The organism is Niastella koreensis GR20-10, from assembly GCF_000246855.1.
Taxonomy (GTDB): Bacteria; Bacteroidota; Bacteroidia; order Chitinophagales; family Chitinophagaceae; genus Niastella; species Niastella koreensis.
Map to the genome: position 1 here is coordinate 6,883,475 of NC_016609.1, position 19,296 is coordinate 6,902,770.

At 45.8% G+C, this 19,296-nt stretch carries 16 protein-coding genes; 13 read left to right on the forward strand and 3 right to left on the reverse strand.

Features of this window, described 5'->3' with window-relative positions; genetic code table 11:
* Nucleotides 1-12 precede the first annotated feature (12 nt).
* The gene (locus NIAKO_RS27160; protein ID WP_014221666.1) at nt 13-648 is read right to left on the reverse strand and encodes a TetR/AcrR family transcriptional regulator; all 636 of its coding nucleotides are present in this window, start codon (nt 646-648) and stop codon (nt 13-15) included.
* Nucleotides 649-1,644: 996 nt separating this feature from the next.
* Between NIAKO_RS27160 and NIAKO_RS27165 the strand changes: the two genes are divergently transcribed.
* On the forward strand, nt 1,645-3,522 hold the full coding sequence (locus tag NIAKO_RS27165; protein ID WP_014221667.1) for a DNA polymerase III subunit gamma/tau: 1,878 nt from the start codon (nt 1,645-1,647) through the stop codon (nt 3,520-3,522).
* On the opposite strand, the gene NIAKO_RS27170 is transcribed toward NIAKO_RS27165, so the two are convergent.
* On the reverse strand, nt 3,519-5,618 hold the full coding sequence (locus tag NIAKO_RS27170; RefSeq protein ID WP_014221668.1) for a M48 family metallopeptidase: 2,100 nt from the start codon (nt 5,616-5,618) through the stop codon (nt 3,519-3,521). The two genes, NIAKO_RS27165 and NIAKO_RS27170, sit on opposite strands and share 4 nt — an antisense overlap.
* A 223-nt stretch (nt 5,619-5,841) precedes the next feature.
* Between NIAKO_RS27170 and NIAKO_RS27175 the strand changes: the two genes are divergently transcribed.
* Nucleotides 5,842-7,503 (forward strand): pyruvate dehydrogenase complex dihydrolipoamide acetyltransferase, encoded by a 1,662-nt coding sequence (locus tag NIAKO_RS27175; RefSeq protein WP_014221669.1) that lies wholly within the window; start codon nt 5,842-5,844, stop codon nt 7,501-7,503.
* Between the two features lie 204 nt (nt 7,504-7,707).
* Nucleotides 7,708-8,565: a hypothetical protein gene (locus NIAKO_RS27180; protein ID WP_014221670.1), complete on the forward strand. Its 858-nt coding sequence runs from the start codon at nt 7,708-7,710 to the stop codon at nt 8,563-8,565.
* A gap of 73 nt (nt 8,566-8,638) precedes the next feature.
* Here the strand turns inward: NIAKO_RS27180 and NIAKO_RS27185 are convergent, their stop codons facing one another.
* Entirely contained in the window at nt 8,639-10,492 is a 1,854-nt protein-coding gene (locus tag NIAKO_RS27185; RefSeq protein ID WP_014221671.1) for an outer membrane protein assembly factor BamB family protein, read from the reverse strand.
* A gap of 118 nt (nt 10,493-10,610) precedes the next feature.
* On the opposite strand from NIAKO_RS27185, the gene NIAKO_RS39205 reads away from it, so the two are divergent.
* The 10 genes from NIAKO_RS39205 to NIAKO_RS27230 all read left to right on the forward strand — a co-directional run bounded on the left by NIAKO_RS39205 (nt 10,611) and on the right by NIAKO_RS27230 (nt 19,164).
* Nucleotides 10,611-11,216, forward strand: coding sequence for an SPFH domain-containing protein (locus NIAKO_RS39205; protein ID WP_049815618.1), 606 nt, complete (start codon nt 10,611-10,613; stop codon nt 11,214-11,216).
* Nucleotides 11,191-11,721: a flotillin family protein gene (locus NIAKO_RS39210; protein ID WP_049815619.1), complete on the forward strand. Its 531-nt coding sequence runs from the start codon at nt 11,191-11,193 to the stop codon at nt 11,719-11,721. The genes NIAKO_RS39205 and NIAKO_RS39210 overlap by 26 nt, the downstream gene beginning before the upstream one ends.
* Nucleotides 11,722-11,862: 141 nt before the next feature.
* Nucleotides 11,863-12,726, forward strand: coding sequence for a UbiA family prenyltransferase (locus tag NIAKO_RS27195; RefSeq protein ID WP_041347376.1), 864 nt, complete (start codon nt 11,863-11,865; stop codon nt 12,724-12,726).
* Nucleotides 12,719-13,819: a type III polyketide synthase gene (locus NIAKO_RS27200; RefSeq protein WP_014221673.1), complete on the forward strand. Its 1,101-nt coding sequence runs from the start codon at nt 12,719-12,721 to the stop codon at nt 13,817-13,819. The genes NIAKO_RS27195 and NIAKO_RS27200 overlap by 8 nt, the downstream gene beginning before the upstream one ends.
* Nucleotides 13,820-13,879: 60 nt before the next feature.
* Nucleotides 13,880-14,575 carry a methyltransferase domain-containing protein gene (locus NIAKO_RS27205; protein ID WP_014221674.1) on the forward strand — a complete coding sequence of 232 codons (696 nt, stop codon included), beginning with the start codon at nt 13,880-13,882 and terminating at the stop codon, nt 14,573-14,575.
* 8 nt (nt 14,576-14,583) lie between these two features.
* Nucleotides 14,584-15,723, forward strand: a complete 1,140-nt coding sequence (locus NIAKO_RS27210) for an NAD(P)/FAD-dependent oxidoreductase (RefSeq protein ID WP_014221675.1) — start codon at nt 14,584-14,586, stop codon at nt 15,721-15,723.
* Entirely contained in the window at nt 15,707-17,161 is a 1,455-nt protein-coding gene (locus tag NIAKO_RS27215; RefSeq protein WP_014221676.1) for a hypothetical protein, read from the forward strand. The genes NIAKO_RS27210 and NIAKO_RS27215 overlap by 17 nt, the downstream gene beginning before the upstream one ends.
* Before the next feature lie 114 nt (nt 17,162-17,275).
* The gene (locus NIAKO_RS27220) at nt 17,276-17,695 is read left to right on the forward strand and encodes an energy transducer TonB (RefSeq protein ID WP_014221677.1); all 420 of its coding nucleotides are present in this window, start codon (nt 17,276-17,278) and stop codon (nt 17,693-17,695) included.
* 147 nt (nt 17,696-17,842) lie between these two features.
* The gene (locus NIAKO_RS37260) at nt 17,843-18,604 is read left to right on the forward strand and encodes an energy transducer TonB (RefSeq protein WP_014221678.1); all 762 of its coding nucleotides are present in this window, start codon (nt 17,843-17,845) and stop codon (nt 18,602-18,604) included.
* Nucleotides 18,605-18,657: 53 nt separating this feature from the next.
* Complete coding sequence (locus NIAKO_RS27230) at nt 18,658-19,164, forward strand: GbsR/MarR family transcriptional regulator (protein ID WP_014221679.1); 507 nt, start codon at nt 18,658-18,660, stop codon at nt 19,162-19,164.
* Nucleotides 19,165-19,296 lie beyond the last annotated feature (132 nt).

Below are 19,296 nucleotides of genomic sequence, written 5' to 3' on the forward strand. Positions count from 1 at the left end.
AAAAAAAAACCGTTAGGTTTTCTTGCCAGAGGCATCCAATGAATTCAATAGCCAGGTCAAACTTTTATTCATCATTGGCACCATTTGGTCCCGGGGCACCAGCTTCTCGAACCGGTCCCTGATGGCCAGCGATACCATGCCATGCACCATACTCCAGATGGCCATTGATACGGCGTCCACATCCCCTTTTTCTATCAAACCCTTATCCATACACTCCCTAATGGTTTCTTTCAATTTGCCCAGTGCCTGGTCGCCGCTTTTCCATTCACAATTTGCATCGAGCGACTCCAAAGCTTCCATGGGTGCTTTTAAAATAAACATCAGTTCATAAAAGGCAGGATTTTCCAGGCCGAACTGGATGTAGTATTCGCCCATTTTGGCCAGACGAACGACCGGGTTTTTTATTGTCCACAGGTCGGCATTATATTCAGCCATTTTATGAAATCCCTGTTCGTGCAGGTTGAAAAGAATCTCGTTTTTATCTTTAAAGTATAGATAAACCGTTGTGGGACTATATTCTATAAGGTCTGCTATTTTACGGATAGACACATTCTCATACCCCTGCTCCATGAATAATTTCAGGGATGCATCGAGGATCAATTTCCTGATCTCCTGCTTTTGTTTCTCTTTTCTTTCCGTTATACCCATATTACCTTAATTAACGACACAAATATACTTAACACTGTTAAGTTACCAAACAAGTTATCGGCTTTTTTCAAAAATTCTCCAGATCAACCCGTGGGGTGTGGTTTTGGACAGGAAGGCAAAGGGCAGGGATGAAAGCAGTGGGCTCCCGATAGCTATCGGAATTCAGTGGACAGTAGGCAGTGGATTCAGGCTGAGTATGGAGCAATGGACGGAGAAAAATGGCAAACGGCAGGCGGCAAACAAGGAAAGGCAGTGAGAAATTGAGTTCGGCTGAGCCGTGAGCGGTAGACGGCAAAGAGAATGGCAAACGGCAGGCGGTAGACGGCAAACAGGGAATGGCAGTGAGCAATTGGGTTCGGCTTAATCGCGGGCGGTAGACAGAGGTGAATGGGAAACGGTCCTGGCTGAGCCAGGAGCAAACAGCAAACAGGGAAAGACAATGAATCGCCTGCCCACCAGCCGGCCGATTCGGCGATCGAAGACAGCGGTTAAATGGAAGCAAAACTACCCCGTACGTACTCTCAACCTAATTTGTGGGACCTTTTATCATAAGGTATTCTTTAGGTATTCTTAGGGTTATGCTAGGGTTATCCCAGGGTTTAAACCCTAAGATAACCCTAGGATGACCTTAAGATAACCTTAGGATGACCCTGGGATGGAAGGTAGTTGAAAGATGGTTGGTAAACCAGTTGACCAGTTAACAAGTTGACGGATTGACGAAGAAAAATGGGGTAAAGTTTATAAATGGAATTAAAAGAAGCACGAGGTAGAGCGTAGGTGGGGTAGCTTGAAATGTTGACAGGTTGATAATTATCACAAAGTTGTATATCTCCTCTCCGCCAGTTGGCGAAGGCCGGGAGGGGGCCCAGAACCAACTTTCCGTTAAGTTTTCCCAAGCTGATTTCAGCCTCATAAATTACACACATTCAATCAATTATCACATTTTCAAATTTGAACATTTGCACATTAGACTATTCCTTACATTTGCGACATATCATGGATAAATTCATTGTTTCAGCCCGGAAATATCGTCCGCAAACCTTTGACACGGTTGTAGGACAAGCCCATATTACCACCACCCTGCAGAATGCGATCAAGAACCACCACCTGGCGCATGCATTTTTGTTTTGCGGTCCGCGTGGAGTGGGTAAAACCACCTGTGCACGTATTCTGGCTAAAACCATCAACTGTGATAAGCCTTCGGCAGAAGGGGAAGCGTGCAATGAATGTCCATCCTGCAATTCCTTTAATGAAGGCACTTCGCTGAACGTATTTGAACTGGATGCTGCCAGTAACAACTCGGTGGAAGACATCCGGTCGCTGGTAGAAAAAGTGAGATTTGCGCCCGAACCCGGTAAACACAAGGTGTATGTAATTGACGAGGTACACATGTTGAGTTCCTCGGCCTTTAACGCCTTTTTGAAAACGCTGGAAGAACCGCCTTCCTACGCCATCTTCATTTTGGCCACTACCGAAAAGCATAAAATTCTACCTACCATCCTCAGCCGATGCCAGATCTTCGATTTCAAACGCATTACCAACAACGATACGGTAGAACACCTGGAAGGCATTTGTAAAAAAGAAGCCATCAATGCCGAGAAGCCAGCCTTACAGATCATTGCCCGCAAAAGCGAAGGCTGCATGCGCGATGCTCTCAGTATCCTCGATAAAATAGTAAGCTTTACCGCAGGTACCGTTACTTACCAAAATACGCTGGAGCACCTGAACATCCTGGATGCAGACTACTATTTTAAATTAATAGACTGCATGCAGAACCAGGACCTTGCCGGCGCCATGTTATTGTATGACGACATTGACCGCAAGGGTTTTGAAGGCGATATGGTGCTGAACGGGTTTTCTGAATTCATCCGCAACCTGCTGGTTTGTAAAGATGAAAAAGTAGCCGGCCTGCTGCAGGTGGTAGAAAGCTTTAAGGATAAATACATAGCCACCGGACAAAAAACCCCGGTAGCCTACCTCATAAGCGCCCTGAATATCCTGAACGAAGCCGAGATCAACTTCAAAAGCGCCCGCAACAAGCGGCTGCATACCGAACTGGCCATTATAAAACTCACGTACCTGCAACAGGCGCTTGAACTGGCTGCCGGCGGGGACGGCCTTGCTAAAAAAAAAGTAGCTGAGGGAGCCCAGTCGGTAGCTTTTCGTAAGCTGGGAATGGTAGAGCAAAAGAAGGCAGACGGCAAACGGCAAACGGCAGAAACTGTTGCTCCGAAAGCTGAAGTTCCAGTAAAAAAAGAACCGACAATTTATCGCCAGCCCACTGACGAAGCAAAGCTTATTATAGAAGAACCTTCGGTTGGGTATTTGAGTCCGGATGAGGAAGAGTTGAATTATATAAACTCCATGCATTCAGGTGCATCGAACCCGGTTCAGCCTCAACAGTCCGCGAATACAGGTAAAGCGATGCCCAAATTGGGAACTCTGGAATCCATCAGGCAGAAATATGCAGGCAAACAGGCAGGCAATACCAATCCGGCCATTCCCCTTACGCTGGAGCAATTGCAGCAGCATTGGGCCGATTTCTCCCAAAAACTAAAAGATAACAAGAACCCGGCCGCTCAGTCGTTCGATATGGCGCAACTGGTTATTACCAGCGGGAATTCGTTTGAAATTGTTACCAACAACAACCTGGAGCAGAAATTCATCGAGGGTGAGCGCCGCGAATTGTCGGAATTTGTACAGCAAAAGTTCAATAACCGCACGCTGCTGTTTACGATTGTGGTTACCGATAAGCCGGTAGATTTTGTGCCCACAGAAAAGCCCCTCTCAACCAAAGAACAATACATTAAAATTATAGAACAATACCCGCTGGTGAATGAATTGAGGAGCAAGCTGAGGTTAGGGTTTGATTAATGCATTAAATAAACCTGTTGTGCCTGCAACAGGTTTTTAAATTTCCTGAAAATATGCTCATTGATATCGCCCCAACTTTCGGTACTTACCTGTTGCAATTCGTTTAACTCGTTATTGAAGAATTCCCTGTCCGAAAAATAGGTATACGAGCTATTTATGAACTGTTGCACTCTTCCTTTAAACGTGTGTGAATGGTCGAATGCGCCGCTCTCCATCCAGGTCTTTAAGTACACCTTCAACAACGGTTCTTCATTCTTCAACCGCTTAATAATCTCCTGCGCCTCTTCAAGCGTAAGGCCGCCCTGGTATACAGGTTCAAGTCCCTGCAGCATGCCCTGAACATGTTCAAAATATTTGTCGGCCTGTTTGCGCAGGTCAAAATGCTCAATATATCCGTTCTTTATCGCCATAGCTTTGGCCACACTAATTTGCAGGGCGCGGCTATACATAAAACTATAGACTTGTTTATCGGCTGTTTCCAACTGTTGTTTCAATGCATCGAGGTCTTTTTGCAGCATTGACAACACTTCAGCCGCCTGATTGCGTGAATACTTTTCGCCATCAAAATCAAAGCTCTTCACCGCTATCATTTTTTCATCGATGGCTTTTACAACTTCCAAATCTGCTTCGGCCGCCCTGATCCTTTTATGCAATCCTGCATGGTGTGCAGAAAACAGGTTTGCCGGGTCACATTCCGTTTCCGGCTGGGCCGATAGCGCTTCCACATCCAGTATCGTGATCTGTCTTTTTTCGTAAAAATTGTTATATACTTCTGGCAGCGAATAGGTTTCTGCATCCTGCAGTATCAGGCCATCAAAAGCCATAGCATCCAGCGACTGAATATCCTGCGGCAGTTCTACTCCATGGTATACCTTAAGCGTTAATTGTTGTTGCCATTGTTCGGGCTTATTAAACAGGATCCAGGCGCTGTCATCACAACTATCAGCCTGTACACCCAGTTTGGTAAGATGCGCCTCGCGTTCTGTAAGCGCGGGATGCGATGCCCACTGGTCTTTATAGTTAACGCGATTCAGTTGCAGGTTTTCCAGAAAGGATTCATTTACCACGGGCAAATTGTTCTGCAACAACAACTTATAATTGACTGCAATTTGCCGGGTCATGGTTTGTTGGTTAGGATATAAGTTGCTGGTTACCTGCTTTTCTTTATACAGCTCGCCGCATTTTTGAATAACGGCGCTGTAACTGGAACCGGCCAGCTCAATGCGGCGCAAGGCCGAAATACAATTGGCCGATCCGCTTACACTGGCAGCCATGGCATCGGCATGAAATTCCATTTCGCGCGACAGGCTCATATAATTCCGGTTCACCAGTGCATACATTTTTTGCAATACCCATTGAATGCCCATCACCACCCGAACGGTTAACCCAGCAAACAGGGCAAAGTAGTTGCTGGCGCTGGCAAAGTTGTTCAGGGAACGGGAGTAGCCGGTATTTTCATACAGCATGTTGTAAATTACCCGGTTTACATTGTATACAAAGCTGCCCAGCTTCATACTTCGCTGGGAAAAATGACCAAACTCATGCGCTATAATGGCTTTGAATTCACTCAGGTTAACTGCATTCACCAACCCTAAACCAATCTGCAGGTTCTTTTTTACGGGGAAGAACATGCTTAAAAAGCTGGAATCGTAAAAAACACAGGCATTTACTTCGGGCGACAGGTAAACACGTTTGGGAAAACGGGTTTGGGTTTCCTGGCTTAACTGCTTAAGAAAAGCAAACAGTTTGGGGTGATCTTCTTCTTTTATTTCCACTATACCCGACCGGTCGTACCGCGAAACAGAAAACATAAATTTTATCAGGAACACGAATACCATTACCCCCAGGCCAATCAGCCCAATGCCGAGCATGATGGTCATTAACCGGGGCAGGGCAATGATCATATAAATACCGACATACACACAGGCGATGGCCAGCAATACTGACAGGAATATTAATAAAAGGTAAACAACGAAGAACAGGACTACCGATCCCATTACTTTTGATACTTCCTTTTTAAAGGCGGCAGAAGGCGTTGTAATTGTCGCGGGTACATTTACCGGCGAGGCGGGGTAAAATAAGGGCTGGGAAGACATAAAGGTTTGGTTTTGGCGCCCTTAAAAAAACCGAATTATTTCGAATATTTCAATTTGGAGGGTCCTTTTTTATAAAAAACGAAAAAAATTGGTACTCTACCTTTTTCCTAACAGGCTGAATTCCTTATCCGGCAAAAGGCTAAGGGTTAAATTTTCCAATTGAGCATTTTGCTGTAATTTCGGGCACTCAAATCGAAAAAATCAGAATATCAAATAAGAATTTATGGCTGAAGTGATCTTAATGCCCCGCCTGAGCGATACCATGACAGAAGGCGTGATAGCGGCCTGGCATAAAAAGGTAGGCGACAAAGTAAAGAAAGGCGACTTACTGGCTGAGGTGGAAACCGATAAAGCCACCATGGAACTGGAAAGTTATAAAGATGGCACCCTGCTTCACATTGGTACTGAAAAAGGGGGAAAACTACAGGTAAATGATCTGCTGGCCATTATTGGTAACCCAGGTGAAGATATCAGCTCGTTGCTTGGTGGTGGTGGTCAAAAAGCCGCTGCTGCTCCATCTGCCCCGGCGCCTGAAGCACCAAAAGCCGAACAAGCTGCCGCCGCTCAACCAGCCGCTGCCGGTGGCGCTACGCTCGACCTGGCCAATATGCAGGAAGTGATCCTGATGCCTCGCTTAAGCGATACCATGACAGAAGGCGTTATTGCCGCCTGGCATAAAAAAGTGGGCGACAACGTTAAAAAAGGCGACCTGCTGGCTGACGTGGAAACCGACAAGGCTACCATGGAGCTGGAAAGCTATAAAGAAGGAAAATTATTATATATCGGTGCGCAAAAAGGCGATAAAGTTCCTGTTAACGCCCTGCTGTGCATCATTGGCGACGAAAAGAAAGTAAATGTTGACCAGATCGTAGCTGCCGCCAAAGGTGGTGGTTCATCTACTTCTGCCGCCGCTGCTCAAAGCCAGCCACAAGCTGCTTCCCAGCCTGCTGTAACCGCCAGCGCAACAGCCGAAACTGCCGCTCCTGCCGCATCCGGCAGCAATGGCAGAGTGCTCGCTTCACCCCTCGCTAAAAAATTAGCCGCCGATAAAGGCATCGATATTTCCAAAGTTGCCGGTTCCGGCGATGGCGGCCGTATCATTAAACGCGATATTGACAATTATACGCCTGCTGCAGGTGGTGGACAAGCCGCTCAAACAACTGCACAGCCTGGTAAAACTACCGCCCCTGCCGTTGCCGGCCAGGTAAGCTTTGAAGATGTACCGGTTTCGCAAATGCGTAAGGTAATTGCCAAGCGTCTTTCTGAAAGCAAGTTCACTGCACCTGAGTTCTACCTCACCATGGAAATCAACATGGATAAAGCCGTAGAAAGCAGAGCCAAAATAAATGAAATAGCCCCGGTTAAGATTTCGTTCAACGACATGGTGTTAAAAGCCTGCGCTATTGCCCTGAAACAACACCCTAAAGTGAACAGCAGCTGGATGGGCGATAAGATCCGCGTTAACCATCATGTGAACATCGGTGTAGCCGTTGCTGTTGAAGAAGGCTTACTGGTGCCTGTTGTACGTTTTGCCGATCTGAAATCATTATCACAGATTGGAACTGAAGTAAAAGAGTTTGCGAAAAAAGCAAAAGATAAAAAACTGCAACCATCTGATTGGGAAGGCAGCACCTTCACCATCAGCAACCTGGGTATGTTCGGCATTGAAGAATTCACTGCCATCATTAACCCACCAGACGCTTGTATCCTCGCTGTAGGCGCCATTAACCAGGTTCCTATAGTGAAGAATGGTCAGATCGTTGTTGGTAACACCATGAAAGTTACCTTAACCTGCGACCACCGCGTGGTTGACGGAGCTACCGGCGCCGCCTTCCTCCAAACGCTGCAACAGTTGTTGGAAGAGCCGTTGAGAATGCTCGTTTAAGACAAATTACACCTGATTATATGGAAGCCTCACTGTTATGGTGGGGCTTTTTCTTTTATGTGTAGCTTTTGGTGAATTGGCAGAGGGCAGAGATAAAAGGCATACAGCTGCGACGCGGAACAGAGAACTGAGAACTAAGAACTGAGAACTTTGAACTTTGAACTTAAAACTATAAACTTGCTATCACAAAAGCAACAAACCCCAATGAGGCCTGTAATTTACCTGCTATTCGTTATAATAAGCTTTTATTCATGCCAGTCACCTAACGCCAAAGACGGATTGCCGTTTACCAAAGATTCCCTGATGGGCAACTGGATGCTTATACGAGTGACCAATTCCGCAAAAATTGAAAGCGGCGATCAGGATGCGCTGTACGCCTACCGGGATTCAGTAATGGCGCCCTTAAACAAAAGTTTAGAACTGACTGCCTTTAACTTTCAACCCAAAGGCATTGTAACGGTAGATGATGGTAAAATTGAAGAGTCAACCGGCCAGTGGTTTATTAACGACAATAACCAGATCCTGCTTCAATACAGGTATCTTGTTGAACAGGACAAATCCCTGTTTACGATCAAGCATTACTGGCACGACAGCCTGCGGCTGCAAAACCCTATTGGCAAAAACAAGGACACTTTGTTTGTTAACTATATTCTTCAAAAATTAAGGACCAACGACAGCGTCCCCGATCTGTTTGATCCTGCGTTGAACAAATGGCGTACAAAACCAACGCAACCCGAAAGCGATGAGGCTATCAAAGCAAGGCTTAAACAGGTGGTGGATTATTACTCCGGCTATTTTGCCAACATCTCCGGCAACAGGATCCCTTATTTCAATATTGAAAAATTGCTTTGTCCTATCAGGTTCTACAGCGGTGGTATAGGCATGAAGAAATTCAAGGGGGATGATGCCTGGACAAAAGTATATTACGACAGTACCGACGCGCATAAGGCGCATGGAATGCTTGACGCGGCATTTGATAAACTAAAAGGCTATCCCGACCGCGGCGGCAATTTCGCAGCGGAATATGCTGCGGCGCTGAAGATGTTGGTGAATGTTTTATAATGAAAATGCCTCGCTACCCTATCAACCTTCCACTTTATTTCACCTTCTTTTACCTCGTCAACGTGTTAACTTGTCAACGAGTCAACGTGTCAACTCCCAACAAACTAACCTTCCCATCCATGGTAGAAACAACCAACTGCTTTTTACTTAATACCCGAACGGTATTCACCATAGAGTTATCGATCTTATGCGCCCAGATAGTTTTTTGTGTAGCGGGATCAATGGCATACACCACGCCATTGCGCGTACCAAAGAAAACCTGGCCGTCTTTTTCAATCAGCATACTGGGCACGTGTTCGTAACCAAAGCCGGCATTCATTACCCAGGCCGGGTGTTGCTCTGTGCGGCTGGTAGCATAGGCTGCTACGGTATCCTGCATAGTCTTTCCATATACATACTTTCCATCGGCAGAAATGCCTATCGATTCGCGTACGCGTGTTTCACTGTTCTTCCATAAGGTGGTACCAGATACTGCATCGATGGCGTACAACGTGCGGTTTGGACAAACCACATATACCACACTGTCGTGCGCTACGGGAATACAGGCTGCGGGCGAAAAATTAACTACAGTAAAACCAGGATTCCATTGCCAGGCCAGTTGTCCATTGCTTCTGTTTATTGCATACAGATTCTTATCCCAGGCGCCAAAGATCACGTTATTGCCACAAACAAGCGGCGTGCTTACTACCGGTCCCTGCAAGCCTGCAAACTTCCAAAAAGGCGTTCCGTTTGCCAGGTTCAATGCCATAAAATTGTGATCGCTGCCTCCTATGAAAACCGTATCCTTTACAATCACCGGGCAACCTAATACCGAAGCGTTGGTTTTATATTTCCAGATCAGTTGTCCGGTAAGCGAATTCAAACAATATACATAACCATCGCCCGAACCCAATACTACTTTATTGGCGCTCACTGCAGGTGATGAAAAAATAGCGCCGCTGGTTTTATATGTCCATTTCTTTTTACCGGTTTGTTGCACCAGTGCCGTTACCACACCATTCTGATTGCCGAATATTACCAAATTGTTAGTGACTACAGGTGTAGAGATCACATTGGCATCGGAAGAGAATGTCCATTTCGGTTTTACCTGTGCGTATTGTTTGTTGATGGCATAAGAAGGCCGCTCATAATTTCCAAAAGTATCAACCCTATGCAGCATCACCTTTGTCCAGGGTTGCAAAGGTTCGCCACCCGGGCGGCGTTCGGTATATATAATGGAATCTGGTGTTACATCAACCAGGTTATACCCGCCCAGCGGCGCTTTGGCCCGCAGGTTCGAGCGGCCCATTACCCCGGGAATGCCTTCAAAATTCAAAGCATGGTTGTTGTGTCCGTGCCCGCACATGATCATCAGTGTATTGTACTTTTTTAACCGGTCTGTGATTTCATACCAGTTATCCAGGGCGTTATCGATGGGATAGTGATTGCAAAATATAATGGGTTGATTTTTGGGTGTTTTAGCCAGCACACTATCCAGCCAAACAATGGCATTGCGCGGCACATGGCCATCGCTCATGCGCACGTAGGGACCAGAGGCGCACCCGATAAACCGGATACCATTATAATCGAATTTGAATTTATCGTACCCGAAAGTGCTGGTGTAATGATCGCCGCCGCTTTCGCTCCACCCCGCATCGTGGTTACCCGGAATAATGTAGTATTTCGGTTTTAAACTGTCCAGGATCTGTTTGGCTTTCGCCAGCTGGGCATCGGTACCCAGTTCGGTAATATCGCCGGTGATAATCACAAAGGCAATATTGTTCAACTGGTTAATATCCTGGATGGTACGACGGAGATCTTCCTCGGCCGACCCATTGGGCGAACCGATGTGCGTATCACTAATATGAATGTAACGAAAGGGTTTTATCTGTGCCTGGCCTAAAACAGCTCCATGCACTAACATTAAAAAAAAGAATAGCCTTTTCATGGCCGCCAAATTAAGGTAATAATAAAGAGCAAATACCAGCAGAAAACAGCAATAGGATTAAATCCTGATAAAATTGTAATGCTGCTTTGTCATGTTTCCAGCTTCTCAACTACCTATAATGTATAAAGGAAAAATTATGCTGCTCAGCATTACCACCTGGTGGCAACACCTTGAAGCCTTTGAAAAGATCCTTTGGGGAATTGCCTTTACTTTTTCTTCGCTTTACCTGTTACAAAATTTACTTAGCCTTTCCGGAGGCGATACCGGCCATGGCGATGGCCATGCCATGTCTATGTTCAGGCGGTACAAACGCTGTCCCAGCGACCGTGTACTGGTAGTATATGGTAAAGTAGGCCGGTCAAAAGATGGCACCAACGGTAACCTGAGCGCCAAATGTATACACGGTGGCGCGGCTTTCATTTGGCCGGTAATACAGGATTACAAATTCCTCGACCTCACCACTCCTATTTCCATTGAGGTGAATCTTACCAATGCGTTGAGTAAACAAAACATTCGTGTAGATGTGCCTTCCCGTTTTACGGTTGGTATTTCTACCGAACAGGGCGTAATGCAAAACGCCGCCGAATGTTTATTGGTTTTATTACAACCTCAGATCCACGACCTGGCCAAAGACATCATCCTAAACCCAGAAGGAACGCGACGTACAGATTGCCGAAACCCAACGCGACCGCAACTCCATGATAGCTGTTGCAGAAAAAGATAAAGAGATCCTGATCGCTGCGGCTAATAGAGATGAACAAATTGGTAAGGTAGAAGCAGACAGAGATACGCGTATTAAATCGGCAACCGCCAACTCGGTTGCGGTACAGGGAGAAAACCTTGCGAAAATACTGATAGCCGATTCAGAAGCTTCCCGCCGCGAAAGGGAAGCGGAAGCGAGGGGTATGTATGAGATCTTAACCAAACAGGCCGAAGGTTTAGAAAGGATCGTGAAGGCAGCAGGCAATAATCCCAAAGATGTAGTGCTGTTACTCATCTCCGATAAATTACCCGAACTGGTGAAAATGCAAACAGACGCTATCAGGAACATCAGGATAGATAAAATAACGGTTTGGGAAAACGGGCAGAACGGCCCGGGCAAAAGCTCTACCGCTAACTTTGTGTCGGGTCTGTATAAAGCAGTACCCCCATTGAAAGATATTTTTGATATGGCGGGCATGGATCTCCCTGGCTACCTGGTAAACTCCCAAAAAGCAGAAGAGAGTTAATCCGATAATGTGATAATCCGATAATGTGATAATGAAATACAGCTCACGTGAATGCTTCGCGTGAGCTATTTTATTTACAGAAGCTGGCAGCTTTGCATTACATTAGCTAATTATCACATTATCGGATTATCACATTGTTTTATGCTACAGTCAAGTACCATTCAACTACTCAGGTTCCACTTTTCGTTCTTCCTGTTACCGGTGTACCTGTTTGCTGTAAGCCAGGTGCCTGTTATTAATACTACCCATGCAGTATTGATATTTTTCATCCTGCATTTCCTGGTGTATCCTTCCAGCAATGGGTACAACTCGTACATGGACCACGATGAAACGCCAATTGGCGGCATAGAGCGTCCCAAACAGCCAACACGCCAGTTATTTTATGTAAGTATTGTCATGGATGTGACGGCCATCATATTAAGTCTTTTTATCAGCTACTGGTTTACTATTTGCATAATAGCTTATATAGCCGCCTCAAGAGCATACAGCTACCGGGGCATCCGGTTAAAAAAACACCCGATAGCAGGCTATGCAATTGTAATTATATTTCAGGGCGCCGTAACGTATTTTATGGTTTATCACGGAAGCAGCATTGACAAAACGTTAACAATACCACCGGCCAATATGGTGGCGGCGAGTTTACTTATCGGTGGCTTTTACCCGCTCACGCAAATTTACCAGCACGAAGCCGATAAAAAAGACGGCGTAATTACCATCAGCGCTTTATTGGGTTACCGCGGTACTTTTATTTTTGTGGCACTAGTCTACACCCTGGCCATGAGTGTGCTGGCGATGTCGTACTTCGCGCATAACGAACAAAAAAAATTCTTCTTGTTAGCAACTGTAATGCTGCCAATTCTCGTATATTTTTTCAGGTGGGCAGGTTTGGTGTGGAAAGACGTTGGCAATGCCAATTTTACCAATACCATGCGAATGAATATGCTGGCATCTGTCTGTACCAACCTTGCATTCCTTACCTTATTAATCTGGAGGGGTTTTGAGTAAAATTATTGCCATTGGTACCGCAGTGCCCGCATTCCGGCACAGGCAGGAAGACATTCTGCAATTCATGCAGCTTATTTATTCGTATTCGGATGCCGACAAACGCCGGTTACGTTTTCTGTACCACCAAAGCCATATAGATACCCGTTATTCCGTGATCCCCGATTACAGCCGGCCCTGTCCCGAATGGAAATTTTATCCGCATACCGAGAACCTGGAACCATTTCCGTCGCTTGAGCTGCGTATGAGCTGGTATCACAAATATGCGCCGCAGTTATCGGTGAACGCTATCCGCGATTGTATGGATGGGAAATTACCAGAATCGGAGATCACGCATTTGATCACAGTGAGCTGTACGGGCCTCAGCGCCCCCGGGCTTGACCTGCAGGTAATGGAGCTGCTCGATCTGCCGCGGAATACTGCGCGTTCTTCCATCAACTTTATGGGCTGCTACGCCGGCGTTCACGCCCTGAAAACTGCCGACGCTATTTGCCAGGCCGATAAACAGGCAAAAGTATTGATCGTTTGCACGGAGCTGTGCACGTTACATTTTCAACGGGAGGCAACGATGGATAACATTGCATCGAGCCTGTTATTTGCCGATGGCAGCGCCGCTGCGGTGGTTACTGCCGATGAACACCCGCTGAAAGGCCTGCACCTGGATGGGTTTTATTCGGAAGTGATCCCCAAAGGCAAAAAAGATATGGCCTGGGAAGTATCTTCCACCGGTTTTCTGATGACGCTGAGCAATTATATTCCCGACCTGCTCGAAGAAGATTTTGCCGAACTTACCAGCAGGGCGCTGGCCAAAAACGGGTTATCGAAACAGGAAATTTCGCACTGGGCTATACACCCCGGCGGAAAAAAGATCCTGGAAACCGTTCACAAAACCCTGTCGTTTCAAACAAACGAACTGCAGGCTTCGTATGACGTTATGCAGCAATATGGGAATATGTCGTCTGCAACCATTTTTTTCGTACTCAAAAAAATGGCGCCTGCCCTCCTGCATAACCACAACGGAAAAGAACACATTTTTGCCGCAGCATTTGGGCCTGGCCTTACTATGGAAACATTTGTAGCATCAACGAATTGCTAATATTTCAACCAGTTAGCACAGGGGTTTCGCGGGTCAGGCAGAAAGTCATATATTACAAACGTGAATTTTCGCCACCGATCATATCAATCCGAATTGCTCGACCGCCCGGATATTCCTTTTGAAGACATAAAAAGGAATATGCAGGAGTTAAATTTCATCAACACCTGGCTGGGCGGACATGCCATTACCATCAAGGGCCTGGCCGCATTGTTGAAAACGAAGGGGCCGATCACTATATGTGAAATTGGCTGTGGCGGCGGAGATAACCTGGTGGCCATAAAAAAGTGGTGCGATAAAAGAAGTATTCCCGTCGCTTTTATTGGCATTGACATCAACCCGCATTGTATTGAAGTGGCGGCCAAACGGTTACTCAGTAATATTCAGTTGATCACCTCCGATTATAAAGATGTAGAACTGGAAACACCACCGGATATAATTTTTTCCTCCCTGTTTTGTCATCATTTCTCCGACCGGGAAATGGTAAAACAATTGCAATGGATGAAAACCAATGCCCGGCTTGGGTTCTTTATAAACGACCTGCACCGGCACAAGGCAGCTTATTATTCTATTAAAGTACTGACTAACCTGTTTTCGAAAAGCTACCTCGTTAAACACGATGCACCCTTATCTGTAGCCCGCGGTTTTAGCAAAGATGAATGGATCCAGTTTTTCAGCATAGCGGGTATTCCTGATTATTTTATAGAATGGAAATGGGCCTTTCGCTGGCTGATTGTATCAAAAAACAATTGTGATTAACCTGTAACGTGAGCCTACAACCCAAATATGATATTGCCATCGTGGGTGGTGGACTGGCCGGGCTTGCTCTGGCCATTCAAAGCGCGCGTGCCGGTTATAAGACCGTATTGTTTGAACGGGAGAAATATCCCTTTCACAAAGTTTGCGGTGAATACATCAGCCTGGAAAGCTGGAATTTTTTACAGGACCTCGGTTTGCCGCTGAGCGATATGCAGCTGCCTATTATCAACCGCCTGCTTATTACAACGCCTAATGGGAATTACATTGAATCTACCCTACCCTTAGGCGGTTTTGGCATCAGCCGGTATTCCATTGATAAACTGCTGGCCGATATTGCCCGCCAGGAAGGCGTTACCCTGCTGGAAGAAACCAAGGTGGTGAATGTTGTTTATCGCAACAACAGCTTTTTACTGTTCACCAATAAAGGCGATTCAGAGGCAACTGTGGTAGCAGGCGCCTATGGTAAACGCGGCAACCTGGATATAAAATGGAAACGACAATTCACAAAAGTTAAGCCCAATAAACTTAATCATTATATTGCAGTCAAATACCACATCCGCACCCATCACCCTGCCGACCTGATCGCCCTCCACAATTTTGAGAACGGATACTGTGGAATTTCCCAAATTGAGGAAAACAAATATTGTCTTTGTTATTTGACTACGGCCGCTAACCTGCGTAAATGCCGGAACGATATTAGTAGTATGGAAAAGGATATTCTCATGAAGAATCCTTTTCTTGAGAAAATATTTTCCAATGCCGAAATGTTATACGAGGAGCCGTTAACCATTTCCCGGATCTCATTCAATAAAAAAACACAAGTTGAAAACCATGTTTTGATGATTGGCGACACTGCCGGCCTTATTGCACCACTATGTGGCAATGGCATGAGCATGGCGCTGCACAGCAGCAAACTCGCCTTTGAAGAGATCAATTCGTTTTTACAGGGACGAATTAACCGGTATGAAATGGAAATTCAATACACCGAGCAGTGGGAAAAATTTTTTGGCCGGCGCCTGCAGGCTGGTCGACTGTTACAAAGCTTCTTTGGAAGCCCAATCCTATCCAACGTACTCATAAAACTGGTCAAGCCCTTTCCAAAGTTTGTAGCGTTCCTAATTCGTCAAACTCATGGTAAACCATTTTAACAAAAAGTGGTTGTTGCACGCTCTATGGTTACTTCTGGTTCACATAAATGGTTACTCGCAGAATTACTATGCGCTTCAGGGTAGTAATTATGCAGGCAGCCTGGGCGTTGGCAATAACCCCGCCTCCATCTTGAATACTCCTTACAAATGGGATGTTACCATTTTAGGAGTACAGAAAAAGAATGCCACCAACAGCATCATTATTCACAACTGGTCGTTGTTCAGCAATCCCGCTAAATCGCAGTATAGTATTAAGGATGGCGATTTCAGGCGGTTTGCCTATGACGATATTAATGTTAACCTGCTCAATACCCGCATTGCCCTCAACCGCAACAAAGCTATTGCCTTTGGGTTGAACCTGCGCAGTTACACAGAGGCAAGTACCAGTAAGCTCAACTATATAGATACCGTCACCAGCACCCGCGATTTTTTTGACCTCGGCAATTACAACCGTAAACTGTTTGGCGATTTCACACACAGCGCCTGGATGGAATTCTATGTTACCTGGGCGCAAACCATCTGGGACAATGCCGATACCCGCCTGAACGCCGGTGTTACAGCCAAAATATCCCGGGGCATCAGCGGCGGCTACATCAATATTCTGAACGGCAGCGCCACACCAACGGTGCATAACAATATCAGCGATTATACCCTGCAGGATGTGTTTGCCGAATACGGCTACTCCAGCAATTACGATAACTGGAAAAAAGGAAAAAGCACCAGCCAGAACATGCGCGATTTTTTAAGCCATGCCCAAACCGGCTTTTCTTTTGACCTGGGCATTGAATACCTGGTTAAATCGCAACAGATCACTACCGTTTGGGACGATGATACGTATTACGATTACGACTGGAAGATTGGCCTGTCGTTGCTTGACATAGGATTCAATCAATTCAACTATGGCATCCAAAGCCGCAAGGTCAGCGGCTTTCAGCCAAATGTGACTGACACGGTGGTGGACATCAGGTTCGCCGACATTCACAAACTGCAAGACTTTAACGACGACCTGCCCGGCATTGTCAAAAACATTCAACAACCCAGGGGAATGTTTCATGTAATAAACCCTGCCCGGCTGGTGCTGAACGTCGATCGCTTTATTATGGGCGCCTGGTATATAAACGGCAATGCATCACTAAACCTGTCGTCGCTAACCGGCAGCCAATGGCGGCTTACTGAATTGAATATGTTAACCGTTACTCCCCGTTGGGAAACCCGGCAGATGGGATTTTTCCTACCCATCCAGTTTAACACCAAAGAACAACTATGGGTAGGCGGTGCAGTAAAATTCGGCCCCCTGTTATTAGGTATCCACAACTGGGCCAATGTATTCAGTAAAAATAAAATGCAAAACGGCGGCGCCTACCTGGCCCTGGTATTACGACCGAACAGCAATACTGCCAAACGCCTCGATAAAAGACTCGACTGTCCGCCAAGATAATTTCGGTTAGGCCGGGCATTTGTTAAAAATTACTGCCCCTCGGTTTTTCTTGTTATTTTAGATCTTACCATCGAGATGCTGACCACATTAGTCAATCAAAAACCAGATTATCGCATGAAAAAATTATTGGCATCTATCTCTTTACTGTTTTGCATTTTCCTTTGTTCTGCACAAACCGATACGATTAAACGGGTAAATAAATCAGCCGACGACTGGGATAAAACCTACGTAAAAGTGGAAAGGGAAGCCTACTTCCCGGGTGGCCAACGCGCCTGGCTCAGTTTTTTGCAGGAGCACCTTGAATATCCGGCTAAAGCAAAACGAAAAAACATTCAGGGCACTGTGGTAGTACAATTCATAGTAGATAAAGATGGGACCCTTAGCTACATAGAGGCCATCAGCGGACCGGAACAGTTAAGACAGGCCGCTGTGAACGTGATCAAAAAATCACCCAATTGGACCCCCGCTTCCCAGAACGGCTACAACGTAAAGTCTTATAAAAAACAACCGGTTGGTTTTGCTTTACAACAGTAATTAAATCCCACAGGAATAGTTGAAAAGCGTCCCATCCTTCGACTTCGCTCAGGACGGGACGCTTTTTTATTATTTTAGCAGTATGTAATAAATAGTGATTATACATCACTGATATAAGATAAAATTCAACCCAACCTGATTTAAAGCATGAAACCCTTACAACTGGTCCTGACCGCCCTCCTGCTAACAGGCACGGCCCTTAGTTACGGGCAGCGTAATAAAAAAGCAGCTGAGGCTTTTTTTTCATTTGATGAAAACTGGAAAGATGCCGGTATAGATAAAGCGACTTATTTTATCCGGCGTACCAAAGTAAGCGATACCTGCTGGCAATTTGATACGTACAATATGTATGGGCCAATGATCAGATCTGAACAATGTAGCGACGAGAAGGGCACTATTGCACATGGGAGGTTTACCATTTTCAACGCAAAGGGAAAAACAGATTCCATTTGCAATTACTCAAAGGGGCTCCCCCACGGCGACTGGTACATCTATAACGATCCCTTTTATGATATAAAGCTCACGTATGAAATGGGTGTGCTGGTAGATACTAAAAAAGCAGTGAAGGTAAAGGGTACTAAACCCAAAGACAGCCTGGCAAAGGGGGAGAAAGAATCTGAATTTAAAGGCGGACTCACGGCCTGGCAACGATACCTGACCAGGAACCTGGAATACCCGCAACGTGCATTAAAAGCCAACATCCAGGGCGAGGTCACCGTTGCCTTTGAAATTGACACAACCGGTAATATCCCCAACTCCTATATTTGGCGTTCCGTTGAATTTTCCCTCGATGAAGAAGCATTACGCATCATTCGCAAATCTCCCCGCTGGGAACCTGCCGTTCAGGATGGCCAGTTGAAAAAATCATACAAGCACCAACCCATGATATTCAGATTACCTGCACGATAACTTTCAATAAGTTTTGAAAATTCAGAAACACATCTTATCTTTGGATTGTAAATATGAAACTGGCAGAAGCGCAACAACAATTCATTGCTTCCTGGGGAGCATTCGGCACGCATTGGGGCATTAACCGCACCATGGCGCAGATCCATGCGCTGTTGATGATTAGTCCCGACCCTTTGAGCCAGGACGAGATCATGGAACAACTCAGCATCAGCCGCGGTAATGTGAATATGAACATCCGCGACCTCATAGACTGGGGGCTGGTAAGCCGGGTGCTGATACAAGGAGAACGAAAAGAATTCTTCTCTGCGGAAAAAGACATCTGGAAAGTGGCCACGCAAATTGTAAAGGAGCGTAAGAAACGGGAGCTGGACCCAATGCTGCGCCTGCTGGATCAGCTGGAAGATATCGAGGGCGATAAAAAAGATAAGCACGCCAAACAGTTTACCGAAACCATTGGCAACATCCGCAAGTTTGGTCAGCAGGCCGATAAAATGCTCGACACTATGGTGAAGGCCGATGAGAACTGGTTCCTTGGCAGTTTGCTGAAGTTCTTTAAATAGGTTTGTGGTTTGTAGTTTGTTGTTGCTGGCGCACTTTGAGATCACTAAGCATTTGCATGCTTTATTATTTTAAATGTTTTGAATTTAGCATTAGTAGCGAACCTGATTTAATAACAACCACAAACCTCAAAC

Bases quoted from the DNA above. Each gene is read 5' to 3' on its own strand.
- NIAKO_RS27220 (WP_014221677.1), top strand. From the start codon at position 17,276: ATGAAAAAATTATTGGCATCTATCTCTTTACTGTTTTGCATTTTCCTT.
- NIAKO_RS39205 (WP_049815618.1), top strand. From the start codon at position 10,611: ATGTATAAAGGAAAAATTATGCTGCTCAGCATTACCACCTGGTGGCAA.
- NIAKO_RS27230 (WP_014221679.1), top strand. From the start codon at position 18,658: ATGAAACTGGCAGAAGCGCAACAACAATTCATTGCTTCCTGGGGAGCA.
- NIAKO_RS27215 (WP_014221676.1), top strand. From the start codon at position 15,707: ATGGTAAACCATTTTAACAAAAAGTGGTTGTTGCACGCTCTATGGTTA.
- NIAKO_RS37260 (WP_014221678.1), top strand. From the start codon at position 17,843: ATGAAACCCTTACAACTGGTCCTGACCGCCCTCCTGCTAACAGGCACG.
- NIAKO_RS27180 (WP_014221670.1), top strand. From the start codon at position 7,708: ATGAGGCCTGTAATTTACCTGCTATTCGTTATAATAAGCTTTTATTCA.
- NIAKO_RS27185 (WP_014221671.1), bottom strand. From the start codon at position 10,492: ATGAAAAGGCTATTCTTTTTTTTAATGTTAGTGCATGGAGCTGTTTTA.
- NIAKO_RS39210 (WP_049815619.1), top strand. From the start codon at position 11,191: ATGATAGCTGTTGCAGAAAAAGATAAAGAGATCCTGATCGCTGCGGCT.
- NIAKO_RS27170 (WP_014221668.1), bottom strand. From the start codon at position 5,618: ATGTCTTCCCAGCCCTTATTTTACCCCGCCTCGCCGGTAAATGTACCC.
- NIAKO_RS27160 (WP_014221666.1), bottom strand. From the start codon at position 648: ATGGGTATAACGGAAAGAAAAGAGAAACAAAAGCAGGAGATCAGGAAA.
- NIAKO_RS27195 (WP_041347376.1), top strand. From the start codon at position 11,863: ATGCTACAGTCAAGTACCATTCAACTACTCAGGTTCCACTTTTCGTTC.
- NIAKO_RS27165 (WP_014221667.1), top strand. From the start codon at position 1,645: ATGGATAAATTCATTGTTTCAGCCCGGAAATATCGTCCGCAAACCTTT.
- NIAKO_RS27175 (WP_014221669.1), top strand. From the start codon at position 5,842: ATGGCTGAAGTGATCTTAATGCCCCGCCTGAGCGATACCATGACAGAA.